The following is a 24,013-nucleotide window of genomic DNA, read 5'->3' on the forward strand; positions in this document are numbered from 1 at the left end:
TGGGTCATCCACAAGGAGGAAGAGATGAAGAAATCTGCCGCGACCATCCTGCGTGAATATGGACCCTTTCCGGACGCCGAGCGCGTCAACGGCGTCACCTTCGACGGCCGGCACGTCTGGTTCGCCTCGGGCGACAGGCTGAACGCGCTCGATCCCGACAGCGGCGAGGTGGTGCGCTCCATCGAAGTCGCCTCCCATGCCGGCACGGCCTTCGACGGCGAATTCCTCTACCAGATCGCCGAGGACGTCATCCACAAGATCGACCCGAAGACCGGAAAGATCCTTTCCACCATCCCGGCCCCCGGCAATGGCGGCGATTCCGGCCTCGCCTGGGCGGAGGGCACGCTCTGGGTCGGCCAGCATCGCGGCCGCAGGATCCACCAGATCGATCCCGAAACCGGCAAGATCCTGCGCACCATCGAATCCAACCGGGTCGTGACGGGCGTCACCTGGGTCGACGGCCAGCTCTGGCACGGCACCTGGGAAGGCGACGACAGCGACGTCAGGCGCATCGACCCCGAAACGGGCGAGGTGCTGGAGCGGCTCGACATGCCCGAAGGCACCGGCGTCTCAGGCCTCGAATCCGACGGCGCCGGCTGCTTCTTCTGCGGTGGAGGCGGCAGCGGCAAGATCCGCGCGGTGCGGCGGCCTGGGTAGGAGGGCTTGCTACTCCATACATTTTTTTGAGCGCGGGGGCACCAGGATTGAAAGGCGTGCCGTGTGGCCCCCTCATCCGCCTGCCGGCACCTTCTCCCCGCTGGGGAGAAGAGACTCGTGGCCACCGCCTCGTCTTACTCTATCGCTACGTTAAAGAGATGCGCGACGGCGCCTCATCCCCTTCTCCCCAGTGGGGAGAAGGTGGCCCGCAGGGTCGGATGAGGGGGCCACACGGCACGCCACCAAACATTCACAAGCTCTCAGGATGAGGCTCTCCTGGATGTTGACGCCCGCGACAATTGCTCGCCAGGCGCAATTCACCGTCCGTCAACTTTTGCGTGTCAACTTCTCGGCAGCGGACGCCGTCAAAAGGTTGCGGGTATTGAAGGTCGGGCTGACATCGCACATCACGTTCGTATTGGTGACGCTCACCTCGGCGGCGGCGGTGTTGTTTTGCGGGTTTGCCTGGCTTGCTTCCGTGAAGGTCGATGACATTTCCCTGCGGCGGCAGGCCGATTTCGTCGGCCAGGGGCTGGAAGAGCAGATCAAGGCGCTTCCGCGCGAACAGGACAGCGTCACCAAATGGGACGACGCCTTTCTCTATGCCAAGCAGCGGAACCATGAGTGGCTGCTCGACAATGTCGGGCGGTGGACCAGCCAGTATTTCGGGCACGACAGGACCTATATTTTCGACGATAGCAACCGGCTGATGTTCGCCTTCCGCGACGGGACGGATGCCATGCCGCCGAGGCTCGGCAGTGACGATGGCGAGGAGATGACGGCGCTTGCCGGTGAGATGCGCGCCGCCCTTGCCGAAAGTGCCGCAAAGCCCGGCGCCGCGCCGCTCGGCCAGCTCTCGCAGGTGCGCACGATCATGATCGGCAACCGGCCGGCGATAATAAGCGCGCGTCCCATGCTGCCGAGCTCGACGAGGATGCAGATCGAGCCGGGCCAGGAGTTCATCGCCGTCTCGGTCAAATTCATCGATGGCAAAGTCGCCGAAAACATCGCCCATTATGCCCGGCTCGAAGGGCTGCGTTTCGCGCTTGTCAAAGGCCCGGACGAGCGGGCGCAGGTGCCGGTGGCCTCGCATGACGGCGGCACGATCGGCTATCTCGTCTGGCCGCCCATCCGGCCGGGCTTCATGCTGCTGAAGCAGATCGCGCCGGCCGGGCTCGGCTGCCTTGTGATCCTGATCACCGCCGTCTTCTGGCTCGGGCGCGGGCTGCACCGCACCTCGCTGACCCTGCTCGACAGCCAGGCCGAGCTGACCCACCACCGCAACCATCTGGAAGAGATGGTGGCCGATCGCACCGCCGAAATCGAAAGGCAGAGGGAAGAGCTCGACCGGCTGCTCGCGCATGAACGCCACGTCAATGCGCTGCAGCGCCAGTTCGTCGCCATGGCCTCGCACGAGTTCCGCACGCCGCTCGCCATCATCGATGCGGCCGCCCAGCGGCTCTGCCGCTCCACCGCCAATGTCAGCGGAGATTACGTTCGCGAGAAAGCCGGCGTGATCCGCAGCGCCGTCGTGCGCATGGTCGGCCTGATGGAGAGCATCCTTGCCAGCGGCAGGCTGGAAACCGGGCAGATTACCCTGAAATGCAGCGAAGGCGATCTGAAAGCGCTGCTCGCCGAGTGCTGCGAGAGGCAGCGCCCGCTCAGCCGCTCGCATGTGCTCCATCTCGATATCGAGCCGATCCCGGACCGTTTGACATTCGACCGCAGCGCGATGGAGCAGGTGTTTACCAACCTGATCTCGAACGCCGTCAAATATTCGCCCCATGCGGGTGATATTCATATTCGCGCCCGGGCCGACGAAAAGACGGTGGAGATTTCGGTCGCCGACAGCGGCATCGGTATCGATGCCGAGGATCTGCCGAAACTCTTCCAGCCCTATTTCCGCGCCCGCAGCGCCACCGGCATTGCCGGAACCGGCATCGGCCTCAACGTCGTCAAGCAGGTCGTCGAACTGCACGGCGGCAGGGTCGAGGTGAGAAGCGAGCTCGGCAAGGGCACGGTGTTTACGATTCTCCTGCCGATAGAGCGCCTATCGCAGGGCCAACAATTTGCAGCCTAAGGAAAATCTCATGGTCACTGTCCTGTGCATAGAAGATGAAGTCGAGATCCGGAACCTCCTCGTCGAGGAGCTGAACGAAGCCGGATACAGGACGCTTGAGGCCGCAAACGGCGCCGAGGGATTGGAAATGATCCTGTCGAAATGGCCCGACATCGTCATCAGCGATATCTCGATGCCGGTCATGGACGGCCACCAGCTGCTGGCGGAAATCCAGATCAACCATCCGCAATTCTCCAACATCCCCTTCATCCTGCTGACGGCGCTGACCGACCGCGAAAACACGCTGGCGGGCCTGCGCGCCGGGGCTGCGGATTATCTGACGAAGCCGCTCGATTTCGATCTGCTGCTTGCGAAGCTGGAGGGATGTGTGACGCGGCTGGAGAACGACAAGGCGGTCAATCGGTCGTTTTGATTGGGGTAAAAGACCCCGCCCCAAACCCCTCCCCACAAGGGGGAGGGGCTTAACTTGCCGCACCGGCTTTCCAAATCTTCGACGTTTCGGGAGGAGCGAGGCGGTGCCCCAGATTAGTCCCTCCCCCTTGTGGGGAGGGGTCTATCCCGCCTTTGGGGCGAATGCACGAAGCGTAAGCGAAGGGCATGATTGGGCGTGCGATGAGGCCCTCGAACTAATCCTACCTCCCCAACACATCCCCCAACACCGCAAACACCCGCGCATCCAGCGTCTGCGACACATTGAACCGCATGAAATTCGTCGCCGATTGCGACAGGCTGAAGGCGTTTCCCGGCGCCAGCACGATGCGCTTTTCCAATGCCGCGCGGGCCACATCGGCCGCGTCGATGCCGTCGGGCAGGCGGCACCAGAGGAACATGCCGGCCTGGGGTTCCAGCCAGGGGATGATGCCGAGGCTCTTCAGCCGGGCGGAGACCTCGGCCATGGCGCGCGCCAGCCGCTGCCGCAGCGTTTCCATATGTTTTCGGTAGCTGCCGTCGCTCAAGACGTTGAGCACCAGTTCGGCCGTCATCCGGCCGCCGCCGAAGGAGGTGGCGATCTTGAGGTCGGTGAGGCCGTCGATCCATTCGGGCCTGGCGGCGACGAAGCCGCAGCGGGCCGACGCCGAGAGCGTTTTCGAAAAGCTGCCGATATGGATGACGCGCTCCAGCCCGTCGAAGGCGGCGAGGCGGGGTGCGGCCGTATATTCGAAATCGGCGAAGATATCGTCCTCGATGATCGTCAGGTCGAACTGGTCGGCGAGCTTCAGGACGCGGTGGGCCGTGACCGGGGAGAGTGTCGCCCCGGTGGGATTGTGGATGGCGGAATTGGTGATGTAGAGGCGCGGGCGATGTTCGGCGAGGGTCTGCGCGAAAAGCTCGAGATCCGGGCCGGCTGAAGTATAGGGCACGCCGACGATTTTTGCCCGGTGGGCGCGCAAGAGCGCATGGAAATTGAAGTAGCAGGGATCGTCGACCAGCACGGTGTCGCCGGGTTCGAGCAGGAAGCGGCAGATGAGGTCGATCGCCTGCGTGCCGGACTCGGCAAGCAGGACCTGATCCGGTGAGGCCCCGATGCCGTGCTCGCCCATGCGCCGCGAAATCAATTGGCGCAGCGGCGGCAGGCCGAGCGGCGAGCCGTAATCGGCAAGGGCCGGCCCCTCGGCGCGGGCAAGGGTTCTGAGCGCCCGGCGCATGCCGTCGCCGGGAAGCCAGGAGGGCGGCAGCCAGCCGCAGCCGGGCTTGAGATCGGCTTCATCGGCCTCCAGCGATTGCCGCGAGATCCAGAAGGGATCGACGGCGCGGTCGAGCTTCGGCCCGGCTTCGGCGAGCGCGAAGGGGGCGGCCTGATTGGCGACATAGAAACCCGAGCCCGGCCGTGACAGGATCGCGCCTTCGGCGACCAGGCGCTCATAGGCGTCGACGATGGTCGAGGTCGAGAGCTTCATGCTGGCCGCGAGACCGCGCACCGAGGGCAGCCTTGCCCCCGGCGTCAGGCTGCGCCCGGCGATGCGCTGCCGGATCGTCGCCATGACCATCTCGACGCGGGTGCGTCCCGCCAGCTCTTCGTTCATCCGTACTGCCTTCCGCACCATAACAGTTTTGCCAAACCGTATCAGACCGTCACTGTCATGGCTATCGGTATCGGCGGATAAGGGTGAATGGCCCGTTCTTGCGAATTCGATTCAGGAAACGCGGCTTAGGTCATTGTTTTTATGCATGCCGCACAGGGCGGCATGCATCGGGAAGGGATGCATATGGAGCGCATGACGGCAGGGTGGATCAATGGTTTGATCGGGGTGGTGATCTTCAGCGGCTCGCTGCCGGCGACGCGCGTGGCGGTGGCGCAGTTCGATCCGGTCTTCCTGACGGTGGCGCGCGCGGCGATCGCCGGCATTCTGGCGCTTTGCCTGCTGATCGTCTTCCGTGAGAAGCAGCCGGCCGGGCGCGACATTCTCTCCCTTATCGTCGTGGCGCTCGGCGTCGTGGTGGGCTTTCCGCTGCTGACGGCGCTGGCGCTGCAGCACGTCACATCGGCCCATTCGATCGTCTTCATCGGCCTCTTGCCGCTCGCGACCGCGACCTTCGGCGTCATCCGCGGCGGGGAGCGGCCGAAGCCGGCCTTCTGGCTCTTCTCCATTCTCGGCAGCGCGGTGGTGGCGGGTTTCGCTCTGGCGCAGGGCCTGACGGCCTCGCCGGTCGGCGACCTCCTGATGCTCGGGGCCATCCTCGCCTGCGGCCTCGGTTATGCCGAAGGCGGCCGGCTGTCGCGCACGCTCGGCGGCTGGCAGGTGATCTCCTGGGCGCTGGTGCTGTCACTGCCGATCATGATCGCGGTCGCCTTCGCCTACCGGCCGGCGACGTTTTCCGGCATCGAAACGCCGGCGCTGATCGGCCTTGCCTATGTCTCGCTGTTCTCCATGCTGATCGGCTTCATCTTCTGGTATCGCGGCCTCTCCCAGGGCGGCATCGCCGCCGTCGGCCAGCTGCAGCTGCTCCAACCCTTCTTCGGCCTGGCGCTCGCCGCCACCCTGCTGCACGAGCCGGTGACATGGACGATGCTCGGCGTGACGGTGGCCGTCATTTTCTGCGTGGCCGGAGCGCGGAAGTTTGCGCGCTGAACTCGGGCTGATGCCACAAAGCCGCCGCTCAATCGTCAGCAAATGGCCCCGTTATCGCCGCATCGAGCCCTTTTCAGGCTTCATCGTTGCGACCTCGCCAGCCTTTTCGAGCGGCTGAGCGATCGACCGAGGCGGTCTTGCTGCCGTCCAAAATCACCGGAAAAGGAATGAAAATGATCACTCGTTACACATCCCTCGCAACGATGACCGCCGCGGCCTTCAGCCTTCTTGCTCTCAGCCCGGCATATGCGACGGAGCTTGCCCAGGCGCAACAGCAGCCGGCCGCGCAGGGCCAGGCGCCGATGCAGGGACAGGGCGGCGGCAGCGGCGCGGCGGCCCCCGTCAGCGATCAGAAACTTGAAGCCTTCGCCGTCGCCTATGTGCAGGTCGACAAGGTCCGGCAGGAATATTCGGCCAAGATCGATGCGACGAAGGACCAGGCCGCAAAACAGAAGCTGCAGGACGAAGCCAAGAAGCAGATGGTCGAAACCGTCCAGGCCTCCAACGACATCTCGGTCGAGGAATATTCGTCGATCCTGACGGCCGCGCAGAGCGACCCGGCTCTCGCCAAGAAGGTTCTGGAAAAGATCGGCACCCCGCCGCCGGCGCAGCCGCAGCAGTAAGACGTCACGAACGCCGCGCCGTTCGTGGGAGAAGCGGTGCCTGCCATTTGGCCGGGCACTGCTTTAGAGCTTTGGCCCTCAGGGCCGGTCGAAAAGCTCGGGATCCAGTTTCCTGATCCGCATCAGATGCTGTAGCGTGTAGGATATCGACAGAGCATCGTCGAGCCCGTCATGCGCCTGGAATGGGGGATGTTCGACGCCGTAATAGTCGGCGAGTTTGCTGCTTCGCGTTTTTGCCAGATCCTCGATCGGCATGCCTGCGGCAAGGAGAAGCTTGGCGGCGTTGTCGAAGCGGCGGGCCGGGATGGGCGGCTCGATGCCGGCGACATAGCAGCTGATCGCCATCATGTTCATCTCGTCCTTGCCCCAGGACCAGAACCGGGCGCCGCCCGAGAAGCTGTCGACAGCGGAAAGCGCCTCCTGCAAGGCAACGCCATGAGCCTCGATATCCGCCTCGGTAATGCCGGTGAGATCGGTGAAATAGGGATCGAGCGGATACCGTCTGCCGAAGCGGTCGACCGCCTTGATATAGGATTTGTGCGTATCGAGAATCAGGAATTCGCCTTCGAGGCCGAGCTTGACGGCGCCGATCTCAGCGATGACCGGATCGGGATCATGCGCCCCACACCAGAACCGGCGCTGCGAGCCTTCGAGGCAGAGAAATTCACAGTCGAATATGATGGCGGTTTTCATTGTCTGCGGCTCCCAAACGGACTGTCCAATGCGGCCATTGTGGCGCTGATTTTATCGCGTCTCACTCCGTATCGAACTTGAAGATCGGCCGGCCGTTGAGCGTGAAGGCTTCCCCCGGATGGTAGAGATAGGCGGCGCAGGCGCGGTCGAGGCGCATGGCGAAATCATTGGCGACGGAGAGGCGAGCTTCACCGCTCGGGGCCTGCCGTATAAAGGCCCGCAAGGCCTCCTGATCGCCCTTGGCGAAGAGCAGTTCGGTCACGATGCCGAAGGTTTCGAGATCGGCGACGAGAATCGGCGAGATGGCGTCATCGCGCACCTTGGTCGCCATCTCGGTCCAGCGCGGCCAGTTGATCTTGTTGGATAAGTCCTCGGGTCTGGGTGGCACGGCATCCGCCTTGCCCGTCACGTAAGGCTGCAGAGCCTCGACGGCGAGCAGGCGATCTATGACGTCGCGGACGGTGAAGGCACCTGACGTTCTGACGTAACGATTGCCGTAATAAGCTCTCTTCTCCAGATTGGTCTCGATTTGCGATCGCCCGGCAAGATCGATGGCGGTTCGATAGCCAAAGAGCCAGCCGGCATCCATCGTGCCGCTTCTCTGGATCGCGCCGCTCTGGATTTGCTGCGTCAGCCTTTGAGCAACGAGAGCGCCGATCTTGTACTCACCGTCGACCACAGTCACGCTCTCCAAAAAGCTTTCCTCGGGTTCGAACGCCATTCCGATGAAGATATGCTGGAGTTGTTCCTGCTCCGGGCTTTTCCCACTCACTCTGGGATGCCCGACCATGGCTCGCGCAAAATTGGCATCGAAATCCGGCCGAACCTTACTGCCTTTCGTACTGCCGCGCGCAATGAAGCGGCCCCATGCCGAAAGGTCGTTTTCGCTGGCTGCCAGATAGTTTGCTATGTCGGGCACACCGTTGGCTTCCGCCGTGCGGACGATCTTCTCCTTGAATTCGTCCGACTGATCGACGATCGACGCCGAAATCACGCCGCCGCCTTTGGTGAATGCGCCGGCCGTGGTGTCGAGCGGTATGAAGGGAAAGGCAGCGAGCCGCTTCGTCAGCAGATCTTCGCCACCGTCCAGCAGCAACGCGCGGATGCCCGATATGCGAAGTCCCGACATCATTTCATCGAATTTTTCGGCGCTGGCCGCGCCACGGAACGCCTTGTGACCGAAGCGATGGAGATACCAGGCAGAGACGAGGTCATCGGCAGCCTGAGATATGGGACTCCGTTGAAGCACTGCGGCGAGCAGGATGCGGGTCTCCTCATCGCCAAGCCCCGCATAGCGGATCTTGAGATAGGCCGCCTCGGGGCCGTACTTATCCACGGCCGCCGGCGGCAAGGCGTCGTGGCCATTGAGCACGATGTCGCTGAAGGCGAGAATCGTTTCCCTCTGCTGGCAGAATTTATCCGCGGCAAGAGCCGGCGAGGCGAGGCAGGACAAGTAAAGAAGGCTGAAAAATCCGGTCAATATGCGAAGCATCGTCAAATCCTTGCGGTTCCCCAAATGCAGCCCCTGACATGGGGCGCGACCGCCGGCCGGAGGATAGGCGGCTGCTGCGTGCGCGGCAAGGGGATGGCACGGGGAAGTGGTGGGTTTTGATTGATCTTGCGCTCCTCGAATTAAGAAGGGCGTGCCGTGTGGCCCCCTCATCCGACCCTTCGGGGCCGCACGCACATCGAACGACGCGTTGCTGGCATGGACTTAAGCCGTTGAATCCCAAAAACGTCGCCATCCACGAGGCCGGACACTCGTCCGCTATCGCGGCCACACTTACATCGAGGCGGCATCCAAAACCCGCACTTCTATCCATTTAGCGCCGCATCATTGCGGTCTGCCAAGGCCGTTTACCCTTTGTCAACCATGCGGCCATCAATTCGACTTTAGTTCGAGAGGCGCGGGCACTGGATTGGAAGCTGGAGCCCGCGCCGCATCGTTCGAGAAATTCTGTTTCAAGAGGGATTCATGCAGAACTTTTCCCATGCGCATAGGGGTGATCAGGCTCAGTCGAAAAACCAGAATATCGAGCGCCGCCTCGAATTCATGGAGCTCGACGAGCAGGGGCGCGCCGGCATCCGTTCGCTGAAAGCGCTGATCGAGCGCGAGCTGCCGCGTGGTCTCGACAAGTTCTATGCGCAGCTGCGCAACAGCCCCGAGGTCAAGCGCTTCTTTTCCTCCGACGAGCACATCGCCCGGGCCAAGGGCGCCCAGATGGGGCATTGGGCCAATATTTCGGACGGCAATTTCAGCGAGGATTATGTCGGCAAGGTCCGCACCATCGGCACCGTTCATGCGCGCATCGGCCTGGAGCCGAGGTGGTATATCGGCGGCTACGCGATCATCGTCGATCACCTGATCCGGAGCGCGGTCGAGGAGATGTTTCCGCAGGGGATGTTCTCCCGCAAGACGATGAAACCGGCGGAGTTCGGCAAGGCGCTGGCAAGCCTGGTCAAGGCCGCGATGCTCGATATGGATCTTGCCATTTCGGTCTATATCGACGAGGCCGAGGTCGCCAAGCAGAAGGCGCAGGCCGACGCGATTGCCAGCGAACAGAAGCTGGTCAGCGACTGTTTCGGCAAGGCGATGGCCGCCATCGTCGCCAAGGATATCAGCTACCGCATCACCGACGAGCTGCCCGCCGCCTATCACCGGCTGCGCGATGATTTCAACCATGCGCTGGAGCAGTTGACGGGCACGATCCGCGAGATCGATGGCGCCGCTTCGCAGATCAATGCCGGCTCGCAGGAGATCCGCTCGGCCGCCGACGACCTTGCCAAGCGCACGGAGCAGCAGGCGGCCTCCATCGAGGAGACGGCAGCCGCACTCGAAGAGATCACCACGACAGTCAAGGATTCCAGCCGGCGCGCGGAAGAGGCGGGCCAGTTGGTCGCGAGGGCACGCACGGGCGCGGAAAAATCCGGCCAGATCGTCGAGCGGGCGGTTACTGCGATGGGCGCGATCGACAGTTCCTCGCGCGAAATATCCAGCATCATCGGCGTGATCGACGAGATCGCCTTCCAGACAAACCTGCTGGCGCTGAACGCCGGCGTGGAAGCCGCGCGCGCCGGCGAGGCCGGCAAGGGCTTTGCCGTCGTCGCCCAGGAAGTGCGCGAGCTCGCCCAGCGCTCGGCCAAGGCGGCAAAGGAGATCAAGGAACTGATCAACACATCAGGCGAGCACGTGAAGACGGGTGTTTCGCTGGTCGGCGAGACGGGTGAGGCGCTGAGCGTCATCGTCGACGAGGTCAAGGAGATCGACCGCCACATCGGCTCGATCGTCGAGGCCGCCCGCGAACAGGCGACCGCGCTCGCCGAGATCAACATGGCCGTCAACGCCATGGACCAGGGCACCCAGAAGAACGCCGCCATGGTGGAAGAATCCACCGCCGCAAGCCACGCGCTGGTGCGCGAGATCAGCCGGATCGCCGCCATGCTCGCCGAATTCAACATCGACAAGAGAAGCGCATCCCGCAGACCGGCGCCCGCAAGGCCGGCCGAAACCGGTTCTCCGGCGCGCGATCTCCGGGCAAAGGTGGCCAGGGCGTATCCGACGCAGGGCAATGCGGCGCTGGCGAGCGGGCAGTGGGATGAGTTTTGAGGGTGTATGACCTGTCGCGTGGCGTGAGTTGAGATAGGGTAGGGTGTGCCGCGAGGCCCCCTCATCCGGCTGCCGCCACCGACCTGGGTGAGCCACGGGTCTCACCCGTCCTTCGGACCCCCGCTGGGGAGAAGAGATTTCGTGGCGGCGTCCAGCTTTCGATCTACCGTCGCTTGAATGTGAATGCGGCAGTGCCGCAAGTCCCTTCTCCCCAGCGGGGAGAAGGTGGCCCGAAGAGTCGGATGAGGGGGCCACACGGCACACCTTCGCAGGTCGCGACACCCTCCGACGCAGCCTCACTTGGCAACGCCTCGCCCTTGCGCACGACATAAGTCGCCAGCCGATGGCGCATTTGCCGATATTCGGCTAACCTGCCTCGAGGCGATGCAGAACGCAAGTCCGCTCGCCACGTGATACAATCCGGTCGAGGGTAGTTCAGTGCAAATCGCGAGATTTTGCTTCTGTTTTGCCATCTGTCTCGGCATCGTGCCACATGCTGGCCCGCTCTATGCCGACGAACTGGTGCGCTTCGAAAGCGCGCCGGTCAAGCTGAGCCCCTTTCGAATACGCAAGGCGAAAGAACAGGCGGAAACTCTCCCTCAACCGCAAGGGACGCCATTGCTCGGTTACGTGTCTCGCCCGCGGGGAGATGGCCCTTTCCCGGCAGTCGTTCTCCTGCATGGATGCGAGGGCATGCGTTCGAGCGTCAAAGACCTTTGGCCGAAACGGCTGGTTTCCTGGGGTTACGTCGTGCTCGTCGTCGACAGCTTCACCACCCGCAACATCATGGACGCCTGCCAGCGCTCTCTTCCCGATCGTGTCTTCGACGCCTATGGAGCCCTGGATTATCTGTCGAAAGCGAGCTTCGTCGATATCAGGCGCGTCGCCTTGATGGGTTTTTCGACGGGCGGCACCGTAACGCTGGACGGGACGAAAATCCAAGGCAACGAACAGCTCATGGACCGTAAGTTCAAGGCGGCGGTCGCCTACTATCCGCGCTGCGCGGCAACTCAGGGCGAGGCGACGGTGCCGACCCTGATCTTGACCGGCGATCGAGACAATTGGAGCCCCGCCGACCAATGCCGGAAAAGGCTCGCCTCCCTTGGTGACGATGGCGCGCCCATCGAGCTCGACATCTATCAGGGCACCTACCACAATTTCGACGCCCCGGAATTCCGCGCCGGAAGGAGGGTGCTGGGTCATATCGAAAAGTACAATCCGAACGCCGCCGCAAAATCCATCGGCAGCGTTCGCACCTTCCTGCGAAAGTATCTCTAGAGAGTGCAAGGCTCAGTTGGCGGGCGCGACCAGCGCCTCGTCCTTGCGCACGATATAGGTCGCCAGCTCGGATGCCTTGCCGTCGCCGACGTTCCTGGCCGAGTGGACCACGCCTGAGGGAATGAACAGGGACTGGCCGGCCTCGAGGATTACCGGCTTCCTGCCGTCGAGCTTGTATTCCAGCACGCTCCCCAGAACGTAGGCGATCTCTTCGCCCGGATGCGCGTGTCGCGGCGCGAGAACGCCGGGCGCGAAATCGACACGCACCTGCACGGCTTCGTGGCCGGGCACGTCGATATCGCCGCTGACGAGATCGGTGCGCTGCAGCGGCTGTTCCGCATGCGCTGCCGCAGCCGTGCCGAGGAGAAGGGCGAGTGTTATCGCCTGGATCATTTTCATCGTGTCATCCTTCCTGAACTGACCATTGCCGGCTCGTTGGCCGCGATGACATTTCAGCCGATGAATGAACCAGGCATGTGTCGGGAAACCTAGGTTTTTGTAAGCTTTTGTATCCGCGGGTCAGGCGAACCGGACCGCGTTTTTCGCCCGCGCCTTCGCCGCGACTTCCTCGCGGTCGCGCGGCGGTTGAGAGGTCTCCAATGAATCGATCAGTTCGCGGGCGCAGGCGGCGATCGAACTGACCGCGCGCTCGAACGCGGCCTCATTGCGCTTCGACGGCTTGGTCGCTCCGCTGAGCTTGCGCACGAACTGGAGCGCGGCATCATGGACCTCGTCGTCCGTCGCCGGCGGATCGAAATTGAACAGAGGTTTTATGTTTCGGCACATGGTTTGCTCGCGTGATTTTCTCTTTGCCACAGGGAGGAGTAGTCTCGCATGAAAGGTAGTCGCGTGAGCGCGAATTGCAACGAGGCCTGCGGAAGTGGCGCGCCGATTTGAGCGCTTTCAGGGATCCACGACCGGAAGCCGCTTAAGAGTCGCCACTTGTGCCGGAGTGGGAGGAAGCTCCGGGCCTCCGCATCGAAACTCTCCGTCAATGACGAGATGTTGGGAGTGAGGACATTTCGACCAAACTGCCGGATAGGGAAAGGCGCAGCCGCCAATCAAGGGCGTAATCAGCCCGATCACACACATTGCCGCGACAGAACGTACAGTCCCCAAAAAACTTCCCAACTAGCGATCCCTTCAAGGTACCCTTAAGCTCACCAAGAGATAGCTACCACTCAGGTCTACAGAATGAGTGTCTAGACGCATTCGTCAAGAATGGGTTGGTATGCTGGTATAAGATTCGACGGCAATCGCGGCCCCCTCATCCGCCTGCCGGCACCTTCTCCCCGCTGGGGAGAAGAGACTTGCGGCGCTGTCGAATGCACATTCAAGCATCGGCGGTAGATCAAAAGCGAGGCCTCGCCACGAATCTCTTCTCCCCAGCGGGGAGAAGGTGCCGGCAGGCGGATGAGGGGGCTGCTTGGTAGGACCCGTCGGGGGAAACTCTGTCGCCTTCTCATCAAGCCGCTGACGTCGAACCTCTCACACCCAACGTCGCGATATCCGTCACGCCACCTGATGACTCGAAATCAAATATCTTCTGGGTCACCAGCGCGGCCGCACCTCTGGCCCAGGAGTTGTCCTCCCAGTCGGGCAGCAGCGGCGGGGCGGTGCGGAAGGTTCGGGCGGCGAGGGCTTCGCGCAGGGGCGTGAGGAAGGGATCGCCGAGGGAGACGGCTTCGCCGCCGGCGACGATGACTTCGGGGTCGGTGATGTTGACGAGGTTGGCGAGTGCCGTGCCGATGCCGCGGCCGGAAGCGGCGACGAGGGCGGTGGCGGTGGCGTCGCCTGCGGCAAGGGCTTCGCAGAGTTGGGGGAGGCCGAGTTCCTCGCCGCGGCCGGTGGCTTCACGCCAGCGGCGCAGCATCGAGAGTTCGGAATGATAGGCCATCAGGCAGCCGCGTTTGCCGCATTCGCAGAGGCGGCCGTTCTCCTCGAACAGCGTGTGGCCGAACTTGCCGGCCGCACCATTGGCGCCGCGATAGAGCTTGCCGTCGATAACAAGCGCGCAGCTGATGCCGACGCCGACGGCGAGCACGGCCATGTTGCGGTGCTGGCGGCCGAGGCCGAAGAGCTGCTGGGCGATGGCGTAGGCGTTGGTGTCGTCCTCCAGCCAGACCGGCACATGGACGCGGGCAGCCAGCAGCGAGGCCAGCGGAACGTTGTCCCATTGGAAGCGGTGGCTGCGCACGCAGGCGGTCTGTTCGTGGTTGATGACGCCGGGCATGGAGATGCCGATGCCGGCGAGCTTGGCTTTCGGCCGGCCGGCAAGCTTCACCAGTTCGGGCACGGTGGCCGCCAGGAGATCGGCGACATAATCCGGATCATGCCCCTTCAGATCGACGCGCATGGCGGCGACGGGATTGGTGGCGAGGTCGGTCGCCACGCACTCCACCGAATCCACCATCAGCTTGAAGCCGAGCGCGAGCGAATGCTCGTAATTGATCTCGACCGGTATCGGCCGGCGGCCGGCCGGGCCGGGCACGGCCTTGCCCTCGGTGACGATGCCTTCCTCCAGGAGATCGGCGACGACGAAGGTGACGGCGGCGGGGCTCAAGCCGATCACGGTTGCGATATCGGCGCGGCTCCTCGGCCCTTCGCGTCTGAGAAGGTTGAGGATGAGGCGTCGGTTCATGGCTCTCGCCGTGGTCTGGTCGCCTTTCAGCTTCACTTTGCATTCCTTAATTTTGTAAATTAATTATTGCGGGTCGGTTTGATTTATGCATAAGTCTGCCCGCCGATCAACAGAACGAGCCAAACGGATTAGGGGCGTTGCATCGTGGAGGGTCGGCATGTCGAGCGCCTGATCGGGCGGGCTTCAAGGAGGAGCCGCTGGAAGAGGGCGGTGTTGATCGATCAACCGGGAGGAATTCAATGACATATTCGAAGCAATTTCCTGCAACCACCCGCAGAACCTTTCTCAAGGGAGCGGGCCTCGTCTCCGCTGCGGCGGTGACGGGCAGCTTTCCGATGCCTGCGATCGCGCAGGCGCAGGAAGTCACGATCATCTCTTCGGAAAACAACGGTGCGGCACTCGATGCGCTGAAATCGATCGCGGCGGGCTTCGGCAAGGAGGCCGGCGTCAACGTGGTCGTCAACAATATGGACCACGAGGCGCACAAGACGGCGATCCGCAACTATCTCGTCGCCGGCGCGCCCGACATCTGCTTCTGGTTTTCCGGAAACCGCATGCGCGCCTTCGTCAAGCGCGGCTTGTTCGACGATATTTCCGATCTTTTCGAGAAGGAAAAATACAAGGACGTGCTGGGTGCGACGGCCGGCGCCGTCACCGATGACGGCAAGCAGTACGGCCTGCCCACGGGCGGCACGCTCTGGGGCATGTTCTACCGCAAGGACGTGTTCGATCAATACGGCCTGACCGTGCCGAAGACCGCCGAGGACTTCATGGCCTATGGTGACAAGTGCAAGGCGGCGGGCATCACCCCGGTTGCGATGGGCACCAAGGAATTGTGGCCGGCGGCCGGCTGGTTCGACCAAATGAACCTGCGCATCAACGGGCTCGACAGGCACATGGCGCTGATGAACGGCGAGATGAGCTATCTCGATCCGGCGCTGACCCCCGTCTTCGACCAGTGGGAGGCGATGATTTCAAAGGGCTTCTTCACGCCGAACCACACCTCCTTCGGCTGGCAGGAGGCCGCAGCACTTCTGGCGCAGAAGAAGGCCGGCATGATGAACCTCGGCGCCTTCCTGCGCTCGGCCTTCACCGAAGCCGACCTGCCGCAGCTTGCCTACGCGACTTTCCCGGTGCTCGATCCCAAGATCGGCCATTTCGAGGAATTCTCGGTCAATTCGGTCCACATTCCCGCCAAGGCGAAGAACAAGCAGGGCGCACGCGATTTCCTCGCCTATTTCTACAAGCCGGAAAACCTGGCGGCCTATCTGGAGCCGGGCGGCAACGTGCCGCCGCGCCACGACCTGCCTGCGAGCAAGGACCCGCTCGTCAACGTCGCCGTGGAGACGATGAAGACGGTGCAGGGCGCCTCGCAATATTACGACCGCGACAGCGATCCGGACATGGCCCAGGCCGGCTTGGTCGGCTTCCAGGAGTTCATGGCCAAGCCCGATCGGCGCAAGGCGATCCTGACGCGGCTCGAGGGGACGCGGAAGCGGATTTATAAGATCTGAGCTTGCTGCCGGTTTGCTGACGAAGCGCGCTCCTTACTCGACGTCATCCTCGGCCTTGTGCCGAGGATCTGTTGCCCTATCGGTCCGGGGTTGGATGCTCGGGGCACAAGCCCGAGCATGACGAAGGAAGGGGTGGCGGGCTTTGTCGGTAGACAGAGGGCGTCGCTTTACTCCCGGCGACGCCCGCCTTTAACTCGACGTCATCCTCGGCCTTGTGCCGAGGATCTGCTGCCCTATCGAACGGGGTTAGATGCTCGGGACAAGCCCGAGCATGACGAAAAGAGGGGGGCGGCCTTTGTGAGAAGCTGAGGGGCGGCAACGCCCCTACGAATAATACGAGGTTCTCGACATGCAGACATTATGGCGCCGCCAGCGGTGGTGGCTGACTCCGACTCTGCTCATCGCGCCTGCGATCGCGCTGTTCTTCACCGTCATCCTGCTGTCGGCGGTGAAGAGCGTCTGGATCAGCTTTCACGAGTGGGATGGTTTCGGGCCGATGGTGTGGATCGGGCTCGGCAATTACGTCGAGCTCTATAACGATCCGCAATTCTACGTGTCGCTGAAGAACAATCTGATCTGGCTCGTCATGTTCATGGCCGCACCGCCGATCGGGCTCGCCATCGCGCTCTTGGTCAACCAGAAAATCGCAGGCATGCGCTTCCTGAAATCGCTGTTCTTCATTCCGCTGGTGCTCGCCTCGGTCACGGTGGGCGTCGTCTTCACCTGGGTCTATACGCCTGAGTTCGGGCTGCTGGCGCTGATCTTCCGGGCCTTCGGGGCAGTGGCGCCGGCCGTGCTTTCCGACGAACATTTCGTCACCTTCGCGATCGTCATCGCCGCACTCTGGCCGCAGATCACCTTCTGCATGGTGCTCTATCTCGCCGGGCTCAATAACTTAAGCGAAGAGCTGATCGGCGCGGGCCGCGTCGATGGGGCGAGGGGCTGGAACATGCTGCGCCATATCGTGCTGCCGCAGCTGACGCAGGTCACGTTCATCGCCATCGCCGTGACGGTCGTCGGCGCGCTGCGCTCCTTCGACATGATCTCGGTGATGACCGCGGGCGGGCCGTTCGGCTCCTCCTCGGTGCTCGCCTACCAGATGTACGAGCAGTCGATCTTTTCCTACCGCTTCGGCTACGGCGCGGCGATCGCCTCGGTGCTCTTCGTGATCATGGCCGTGTTCATCGCCTGGTATCTCACCCACATCATCCGCAGCGAAGAGAGGGGAGGCTGATGTATCCTCGTCCGATACCCGAAACCGCGATCTGGCAGCGCCGCTTCTATGTGTTCGCCGTCGTCTTCGTGCTCATCCTCTGGCTCTGCCCGCTCTTTGCCATCGTGCTGACCTCCTTCCGCTCGACGGCTGACGTGATGGGCGGCAATCTCTGGGGCTGGCCGACCGAGATCGGCGTCATCGACAATTACCGGGCCGTCTTCACCGACACGCCGATGGCGCGCTATTTCCTCAACAGCCTGACGATCACCATTCCCTCGGTCATCGGTGTGCTCGTCATGTCGACGCTCGCGGGCTTCGTGCTGTCGCGCTACCGCTTTCGCGGCAATATGCTGATCTTCGCGCTCTTCGTCGGCGGCAATTTCCTGCCGCACCAGATCATGATGATCCCGGTGCGCGACCTGATGGTGCGGCTCGACCTGATCGATACGACGGTGGCGCTGATCATTTTCCACGTCGCCTTCCAGACGGGCTTTGCCACACTCTTCATGCGCAATTTCATCGCGGCACTGCCCGATGAGCTGTTCCAGGCGGCGCGCGCCGAAGGGGCCTCGCCCTTCCAGACGCTCATCCATGTGGTGATCCCGCTGGTGCGGCCCGCACTTGCCGCGCTCGCCATCCTGATCTTCACCTTCGTCTGGAACGATTATTTCTGGGCCGTGGTGCTGACCGTCAGCGACAGCGTCAAGCCTGTCACAGCGGGCCTTGCCAATCTGCGCGGCGAGTGGGTCTCGGCCTGGAACCTGGTTTCAGCAGGCACGATCGTCGTCGCCGTGCCGCCCGTCGTGATGTTCTTCCTGATGCAGCGGCATTTCATCGCCGGCCTCACCATGGGCGCGGTGAAGGGATGAGCCGGCGTCTTCCGTTTCAACAAGAGAGGGCCAGGACATGACCAGTCTCGAACTTCGTGAGATCAACAAGAATTACGGCGCCTATCATGCGCTGCGCGGCATCGATCTTTCCGTGGCGCAGGGCGAGTTCATCGTCATGGTCGGTCCATCGGGCTGCGGCAAGTCCACGCTGTTGAAGAGCATTGCCGGGCTGGAGGCGATCTCCTCGGGCCGGATCCTGATCAACGGCCGGGATGTCACCCGGCAGGAGCCGGGCGATCGCGGCATTGCCATGGTGTTCCAGTCCTATGCGCTCTATCCCCACATGACGGTGGCGGAGAATATGGGCTTTGGTCTGCGCATGGCCAAGCGCCCGAAGGCAGAGATCGATGCGGCGGTCGCCCGCGCCGCCAAGATCCTGCGCATCGACGACCAGCTGGACAAGCGGCCGAAGCAGCTTTCCGGCGGCCAGCGGCAGCGCGTGGCGATCGGTCGGGCGATCACCCGCTCGCCTGAGGTTTTCCTGTTCGACGAGCCGCTGTCGAACCTCGATGCCGCGCTGCGCACCCAGATGCGCGTCGAGCTCAGCAGCCTGCATGCCGAGCTCGGCGCCACCATGGTCTATGTCACCCACGACCAGGTGGAGGCGATGACCATGGCAAGCCGCATCGTCGTGCTGAACAAGGGCATCATCGAGCAGGTCGGCTCGCCGCTGGAGCTTTACCGCAACCCCGACAATCTCTTCGTCGCCGGCTTTCTCGGCGCGCCCAGAATGAATTTCCTCGGCGTCACCCTCGACGAGGTCTCTGGCCGCAGCGTGACCGTTTCCGCGCCCGGCCTTGCACCGCTGACGGTGGAGCTTGCCCAGCCGACGGCGCTCTCGAAAGGCGCGGCTCTCACGCTCGGCGTGCGGCCGGAGGCGATCTCTGTCGTCGCCGAGGGCAGCGAGGGCGGGGCCGTGCATGGCGAAGTCCGCCTCGTCGAGCATCTCGGCCGCGAGACCATTCTCTATGTCGATGCCGGCAATCTCCGCACCATCGCGTCGGAAAGCGGCACCGGCAACATCACCGCGCAGCTCTCCTACGTCGCGCCCTTCGCCGCCGGCCAGAAGGTGGCGCTGAAGCTCGATGCGAACGAGCTCTATCTCTTCTCCCCAGATGGCGGCCGCACGATCAGCGCCCGCAAGACCATTCTCGACAAGTAATCAGGAAAGAACCGCCCGTGTCCGACAAGACCCTCTCCGCATGGAACACCGTCCAGACCGACCGCTTCCTCGTCGGCGTGCCGCATTATCCCGAGCATGTCGACGAAAGCTATTGGGAGCGCGATGCCGAGCGCATGGCGAAAGCCGGCTTCAATGTCGTGCGCATGGCCGAATTCGCCTGGCACATTCTGGAGCCGAAGCTCGGCACCTATGATTTCGATCTCTTCGACCGCGCCATAGCAATCCTCGGGCGCCACGGCATCGATACGATCATGTGCACGCCGACTGCGACGCCGCCGCGCTGGCTGACGGCAGCGCACCCTGAAATTTTAAGGGTCGACGGCAAGGGCCGGCCGATGAGCCACGGCTCGCGCCAGCATTGCGACACGGCAAGCCCCGTCTTCCGCGAGCACAGCAAGCGCATTACCCGGGCGATGGCCGAGCATTATCGCGGCAATCCGCATGTTGTCGGCTGGCAGACCGACAATGAGCTCAACACCAGCATGCCGGAGAGCTTCTCCCAGGCGACGCTCAGCGAATTCCAGGCCTTCCTCGCCGATAAATACCGCGAGATATCAAAGCTGAACGCCGCCTGGGGCGGCGATTTCTGGGCGACGGCTTATGACAGCTTCGATCAGGTGGTGCTGCCGATCGAATTCGGCCCGACCTTCCCAAGCCCCGGTCATCTGCAGGATTATCACCGCTTCCTCGCCTTCTCCACCGCGCGCTTCCAGCACGACCAGGTGGAGATACTCAGGGAGGTGAAATCCTCCTGGTTCGTCTTCCACAATCTCGGGGGCCTCCGGGATATCGATTTCCGCGGCCAGTTCAGCAAGGATCTCGATTTCGTCGGCTACGACATCTATCCCATGCTCTATGACGAGTTCATGCGGCTCGGCAACCACGCCAAGGTGCAGGCGCTGCACCTCGATATCTGCCGCGGCTTTTCCGGCAATTACATCGTGCCCGAACAGCAATCGGGCTTTGGCAGCCAGCCGGGCTTCTGCACGCTGACGCCGGAGCCGGGCGAACTGCGCCGCATGGCGCTCTCCTCGGTCGCCCACGGCGCCGACGGCCTGATGTTTTTCCGCTGGCGGCCCGCCCATTTCGGCGCCGAGATCTATTGGATGGGCATCATCGACCATGACGATATCGGCCGCCACCGCTATGAGGAGGCCACGCGCTTCGCGACCGAGATGACGGCGCTGCAGCCGAAGATCCTCGGCACCTATGTGCGCATGGATGTCGGCATCGCCGGCTCCGATTTCGACAATCAGGAAGCCCACAAGACCTATCCGATCGGTCTGCCGAGCCCGCAGGACGACGCGATCCTGCTGCATCAGCATTGCTACGACCGCGGCATCGCCTGCGGCTTCATCCATCCGGAGGACGATCTTTCCAAGCTGAAGCTCTTCTATGTCCCCCATTGGGTGATGTGGAAGGACGAATGGACAGCCAGCCTCGAAGCCTTCGCTGCATCCGGCGGCACCGTCGTCATCGGCGCGCGCACCGGCACCCGCACGCAAGACAACCACGTCATCCGCGAAACCGCGCCGGGTACTGCGCTTTCGAAACTGACCGGCGTGCGCGTCGAAGATTTCGGCCGTCTCGCCGCCCCCGGCGCCAACGGCCTCTTCGACGTGATGGAACGCTCCGGCGGCCTCGTCATCCCGCCGAACAAACCGGCCGAAAGCCACCGCCGCGTCCGCCGCTTCAAGATCGGCAACCGCGAACTGGCCGCCGGCCATTTCTACGAAAACCTCACCATCGCCCCCGACGTCGAGGTGATCGCCGCCTGGTCCAACCGCTACGCCGAAGGCCAACCGATGGCGACCTCCCGCAAGGTCGGCAAGGGGCAGGTGGTCTATCTCGGGACGTATCTGACGCCGGAGCTGACGGAAGCGCTGACGGAACGGCTGTTCGCGCCGGCGGGCGTGGAGCCGCTGGTGGGCGGGCTGCCGGAAGGTGTGGAGGTGACGATGCGGATGAATGAGGAAAGGCGGCTGCTGTTCGTGCAGAATTATATGGATCAGGCTGTGACGGTGGGCGGGGTGCCGGCCGGGCGGGATTTGCTGGATGGGGAGAAGCTGGTGGCGGGGAGGCTGGAGCTTCAGGGGTATGGGTGTGCGATTGTGGAGTTGGAGGGGTGAGGGGATAAGGAAGGGCGTACCGTGTGGCCCCCTCATCCGACCCTGCGGGCCACCTTCTCCCCGCTGGGGAGAAGAGGGGAGCAAGCCGCTCGACCGTCGTTCTATAGCAGAGTTTTTAAGCCGGGCGAGGCGTGGCCACAACCCCTTCTCCCCGGCGGGGAGAAGGTGGCGGCAGCCGGATGAGGGGGCTGCACGGCACGCCAGCGGCCAAGCTTGCGTCTCTCAGTCGATGCACGCTGCCGAACGGACAAACCCTTTCGACGAGATGTGGCACCGGCAGCTAACTAGCTGGTGCGTCTAAGATGCATATTTCTCTTTCTTCGAACCAGCCCCGGTTAAGTAGCGTCTCCCTTATCGCATCTGGGTTTTTAGAGTAGGCGACCAAACAAAGTGATTGCTCGGCGCGGCTACAGGTAACGTAAAATAACCGACGGGTAGCAGCCGCAACACCGTCTTCGGCGGTGTCAGGTGTGAAAAGTTTGTCATATTTGAACGCGAACCCCGCAGCTTCCGTGTCGTCCATGATTACCATCACACGTGGAAACTCCAGACCCTTCACCCCTTGATGAGTGTCGAATTGGGCCAGCCCAGATGAATATTTCAGATACGGCCGTATTTGCTTGAAGGGCGCGTTCAGGAAGGTTGAAATGGCGATATCTCGCTCAGACCGCTTGTCCTCTTCCAAGTCATCGTCGGATTCGGAAACTGCTGCGCCTGCCAAAGCAGGTCGCAAGATATCCGGAATGGCAAAAAGGTGGCTCTGATCGACAGAATTCAACATATCGAGGAAGGTTGGCGATGCGTCTTCGGCGACCAAGTTGACCAACGAATCAACCGCCTTTTGAACTTTTTTTAGGTGCGCCCTTTCATCGGTTATGGCTCTCAATGTCTCAGGCGTCATAAGCGGTGAGAACTTGCTCACTATTCTCATAACCGCGAACTTATCTGCCCTTGCATCCACTAGTGGAACAATGCGCGAAGCGAAGAAATTCAAAAGGGGAAGCGTCCCGTCTCGCAAGCCGGTTCTGAAAGGCTCGAAGCTATACAACGGCTCATACAACTCAAAGAAGCCAAGACGCCGTGCGGCCATTTTATGTTCGAGTATGAGATTTTTTATTTCTTCTGGATTCCGCCACAGGGCATCGCCGCTCTCATCAGCCATCAAACCTGCAATTCTTTGTTCGGCGGCGGGTTTATCGTGGGTATCGGGGTGCAGCAGAAACAATCGGACGAAGCCCTCTTCCGCCTTACTGCAGGGAATTTGCTTCTGACTATCAGTTGCCTCCCTAATCTTGTTGAGCAATGTCACAATCCGTACGTCAGGCGACTCCGTCGGGTCCAAATGCTTGTCGAAATAGCTGCGTAGCTGCCCAGAAAGTCTGCGACCACCTCGATATTCGACCGCGTCGCCGACGCCATCCCCGCTCATTCTAGCCGCTATTTGCTGACCTAGGCCACGCTGCGCGTTAATCTCATTGACCTTGATGAGTCCCTCAAGTGGATTGCTTTCGAGCGGTACCGCCGATGTAGGCAAGACTTGTGGATACGCCAACCCGTCGATAGGAACGACAAGCATTGAGGGGTCAAGGAGATACGCCTTCAACCTGAAAAATCGCTGAAGTCTTCGCTCCAGAAAATCCATCAGATTGCTGGGCCACAGCGAGAGGTCTAACTGATTCCCGCCGGCCTGCACTGCCTCCTTAAGCGTAGTCGCATTTTGGGCTCGAATGGCGCAATATTCATTCTGCAGCAAATTGAAATCGCTGGGTTCAAACCGGAGGCGAACGCCGAGAAGGCCTTTTTCCCAGTCTAAGGTTGGGATTAGTGGTTTAACGTAGTGCATCTCGCCGTCTTTGACGTCGAGCCAGATATCAATCTGCGGCAGCAGAGCAAAGAAATCCGGTGTAGGCTCTTGTTGTGGCGGTTGGGAGACAGCCTGCAGCGAATCTATTTCAGCGACTGAACCATTTAGTGGAACCTCCTCAGTTATAACTGATTGTGGGGAAGCTGCGATGTCTACCGTCGCTTGGGCGCTAGTATTTTGAGATGCGCCGATGGGATTGCCTTGCAACGCTGTTGCAGCCTGCTCCGTTTCCCAGGCCTTGCCAATAGCGTTCAGTTTTATCCAATTTGATAACGTGAAGTCGGTTACAACGAATTCCCGCGGCTCCACTAGGAATCGGCGGAGCGCTGTCATAGCCGACGTCTTCCCGCTATTGTTGGCACCGACAAAAACCGTCCGTTTCTGAGATAGGTCTATTCGAACCGCTTCTAATTTTCGGAAATTGGCGACTTCGATCTGACTGATGAGCATAATACTTCCCCCCTAGTCGGAAGCTAAAGTTGTTTTGATTCGTAATCAACCTTTAGTAGAAGTGTTCTGTTGCGACGCTGATCTCGCCCATCACCACCGCATAATCCATTCACCATA

Annotated in this window: 19 protein-coding genes; 12 read left to right on the plus strand and 7 right to left on the minus strand. The window is 62.0% G+C overall.

Features of this window, described 5'->3' with window-relative positions; all coding sequences use genetic code 11:
* The first annotated feature begins 24 nt into the window (after nucleotides 1-24).
* From QD408_RS20585 to QD408_RS20595, 3 genes are all read left to right on the plus strand, one after another.
* Nucleotides 25-657: a PQQ-binding-like beta-propeller repeat protein gene (locus QD408_RS20585; RefSeq protein WP_414140571.1), complete on the plus strand. Its 633-nt coding sequence runs from the start codon at nucleotides 25-27 to the stop codon at nucleotides 655-657.
* 334 nt (nucleotides 658-991) lie between these two features.
* Complete coding sequence (locus QD408_RS20590) at nucleotides 992-2,737, plus strand: ATP-binding protein (protein ID WP_414140604.1); 1,746 nt, start codon at nucleotides 992-994, stop codon at nucleotides 2,735-2,737.
* A gap of 10 nt (nucleotides 2,738-2,747) precedes the next feature.
* A complete protein-coding gene (locus tag QD408_RS20595) occupies nucleotides 2,748-3,149 on the plus strand; it encodes a response regulator (RefSeq protein ID WP_088685310.1) in 402 nt (133 codons plus the stop codon).
* Between the two features lie 220 nt (nucleotides 3,150-3,369).
* Here the strand turns inward: QD408_RS20595 and QD408_RS20600 are convergent, their stop codons facing one another.
* Nucleotides 3,370-4,782: a PLP-dependent aminotransferase family protein gene (locus QD408_RS20600; RefSeq protein ID WP_414140572.1), complete on the minus strand. Its 1,413-nt coding sequence runs from the start codon at nucleotides 4,780-4,782 to the stop codon at nucleotides 3,370-3,372.
* A 162-nt stretch (nucleotides 4,783-4,944) separates the two neighbouring features.
* Here QD408_RS20600 and QD408_RS20605 point away from each other — a divergent pair, with 162 nt between their 5' ends.
* Entirely contained in the window at nucleotides 4,945-5,808 is an 864-nt protein-coding gene (locus tag QD408_RS20605; protein ID WP_414140573.1) for a DMT family transporter, read from the plus strand.
* A gap of 173 nt (nucleotides 5,809-5,981) precedes the next feature.
* Nucleotides 5,982-6,431: a DUF4168 domain-containing protein gene (locus QD408_RS20610; protein WP_088685363.1), complete on the plus strand. Its 450-nt coding sequence runs from the start codon at nucleotides 5,982-5,984 to the stop codon at nucleotides 6,429-6,431.
* A 78-nt stretch (nucleotides 6,432-6,509) separates the two neighbouring features.
* Here the strand turns inward: QD408_RS20610 and QD408_RS20615 are convergent, their stop codons facing one another.
* On the minus strand, nucleotides 6,510-7,124 hold the full coding sequence (locus tag QD408_RS20615; RefSeq protein WP_414140574.1) for a 3'-5' exonuclease: 615 nt from the start codon (nucleotides 7,122-7,124) through the stop codon (nucleotides 6,510-6,512).
* 61 nt (nucleotides 7,125-7,185) lie between these two features.
* Nucleotides 7,186-8,616, minus strand: coding sequence for a hypothetical protein (locus QD408_RS20620; protein ID WP_414140575.1), 1,431 nt, complete (start codon nucleotides 8,614-8,616; stop codon nucleotides 7,186-7,188).
* A 483-nt stretch (nucleotides 8,617-9,099) separates the two neighbouring features.
* Here QD408_RS20620 and QD408_RS20625 point away from each other — a divergent pair, with 483 nt between their 5' ends.
* Together QD408_RS20625 and QD408_RS20630 are read left to right on the plus strand one after the other, a co-directional pair.
* The gene (locus QD408_RS20625; RefSeq protein ID WP_414140576.1) at nucleotides 9,100-10,731 is read left to right on the plus strand and encodes a globin-coupled sensor protein; all 1,632 of its coding nucleotides are present in this window, start codon (nucleotides 9,100-9,102) and stop codon (nucleotides 10,729-10,731) included.
* Nucleotides 10,732-11,202: 471 nt separating this feature from the next.
* On the plus strand, nucleotides 11,203-12,009 hold the full coding sequence (locus QD408_RS20630; protein ID WP_414140605.1) for a dienelactone hydrolase family protein: 807 nt from the start codon (nucleotides 11,203-11,205) through the stop codon (nucleotides 12,007-12,009).
* A gap of 12 nt (nucleotides 12,010-12,021) precedes the next feature.
* Here QD408_RS20630 and QD408_RS20635 read toward each other — a convergent pair whose 3' ends face one another.
* The 3 genes from QD408_RS20635 to QD408_RS20645 all read right to left on the minus strand — a co-directional run bounded on the left by QD408_RS20635 (nucleotide 12,022) and on the right by QD408_RS20645 (nucleotide 14,686).
* Nucleotides 12,022-12,408, minus strand: a complete 387-nt coding sequence (locus QD408_RS20635; RefSeq protein WP_414140577.1) for a cupin domain-containing protein — start codon at nucleotides 12,406-12,408, stop codon at nucleotides 12,022-12,024.
* Nucleotides 12,409-12,528: 120 nt separating this feature from the next.
* Entirely contained in the window at nucleotides 12,529-12,795 is a 267-nt protein-coding gene (locus tag QD408_RS20640; RefSeq protein ID WP_088685303.1) for a DUF2277 domain-containing protein, read from the minus strand.
* Nucleotides 12,796-13,474: 679 nt separating this feature from the next.
* Nucleotides 13,475-14,686 (minus strand): ROK family protein, encoded by a 1,212-nt coding sequence (locus QD408_RS20645; RefSeq protein WP_414140578.1) that lies wholly within the window; start codon nucleotides 14,684-14,686, stop codon nucleotides 13,475-13,477.
* A 203-nt stretch (nucleotides 14,687-14,889) separates the two neighbouring features.
* On the opposite strand from QD408_RS20645, the gene QD408_RS20650 reads away from it, so the two are divergent.
* The 5 genes from QD408_RS20650 to QD408_RS20670 all read left to right on the plus strand — a co-directional run bounded on the left by QD408_RS20650 (nucleotide 14,890) and on the right by QD408_RS20670 (nucleotide 21,582).
* Nucleotides 14,890-16,164, plus strand: a complete 1,275-nt coding sequence (locus QD408_RS20650) for an ABC transporter substrate-binding protein (RefSeq protein WP_088685301.1) — start codon at nucleotides 14,890-14,892, stop codon at nucleotides 16,162-16,164.
* 349 nt (nucleotides 16,165-16,513) lie between these two features.
* The gene (locus QD408_RS20655; RefSeq protein WP_414140579.1) at nucleotides 16,514-17,398 is read left to right on the plus strand and encodes a carbohydrate ABC transporter permease; all 885 of its coding nucleotides are present in this window, start codon (nucleotides 16,514-16,516) and stop codon (nucleotides 17,396-17,398) included.
* Nucleotides 17,398-18,249 (plus strand): carbohydrate ABC transporter permease, encoded by an 852-nt coding sequence (locus QD408_RS20660; RefSeq protein ID WP_414140580.1) that lies wholly within the window; start codon nucleotides 17,398-17,400, stop codon nucleotides 18,247-18,249. The genes QD408_RS20655 and QD408_RS20660 overlap by 1 nt, the downstream gene beginning before the upstream one ends.
* 37 nt (nucleotides 18,250-18,286) lie before the next feature.
* Nucleotides 18,287-19,432, plus strand: coding sequence for an ABC transporter ATP-binding protein (locus QD408_RS20665; RefSeq protein WP_414140581.1), 1,146 nt, complete (start codon nucleotides 18,287-18,289; stop codon nucleotides 19,430-19,432).
* Between the two features lie 17 nt (nucleotides 19,433-19,449).
* Nucleotides 19,450-21,582, plus strand: a complete 2,133-nt coding sequence (locus QD408_RS20670; protein ID WP_414140582.1) for a beta-galactosidase — start codon at nucleotides 19,450-19,452, stop codon at nucleotides 21,580-21,582.
* A 280-nt stretch (nucleotides 21,583-21,862) separates the two neighbouring features.
* Here QD408_RS20670 and QD408_RS20675 read toward each other — a convergent pair whose 3' ends face one another.
* Nucleotides 21,863-23,896, minus strand: coding sequence for an AAA family ATPase (locus QD408_RS20675; protein ID WP_414140583.1), 2,034 nt, complete (start codon nucleotides 23,894-23,896; stop codon nucleotides 21,863-21,865).
* Between the last annotated feature and the right edge of the window lie 117 nt (nucleotides 23,897-24,013).

Source organism: Rhizobium sp. BR 249 (assembly GCF_047445895.1).
Taxonomy (GTDB): Bacteria; Pseudomonadota; Alphaproteobacteria; order Rhizobiales; family Rhizobiaceae; genus Rhizobium.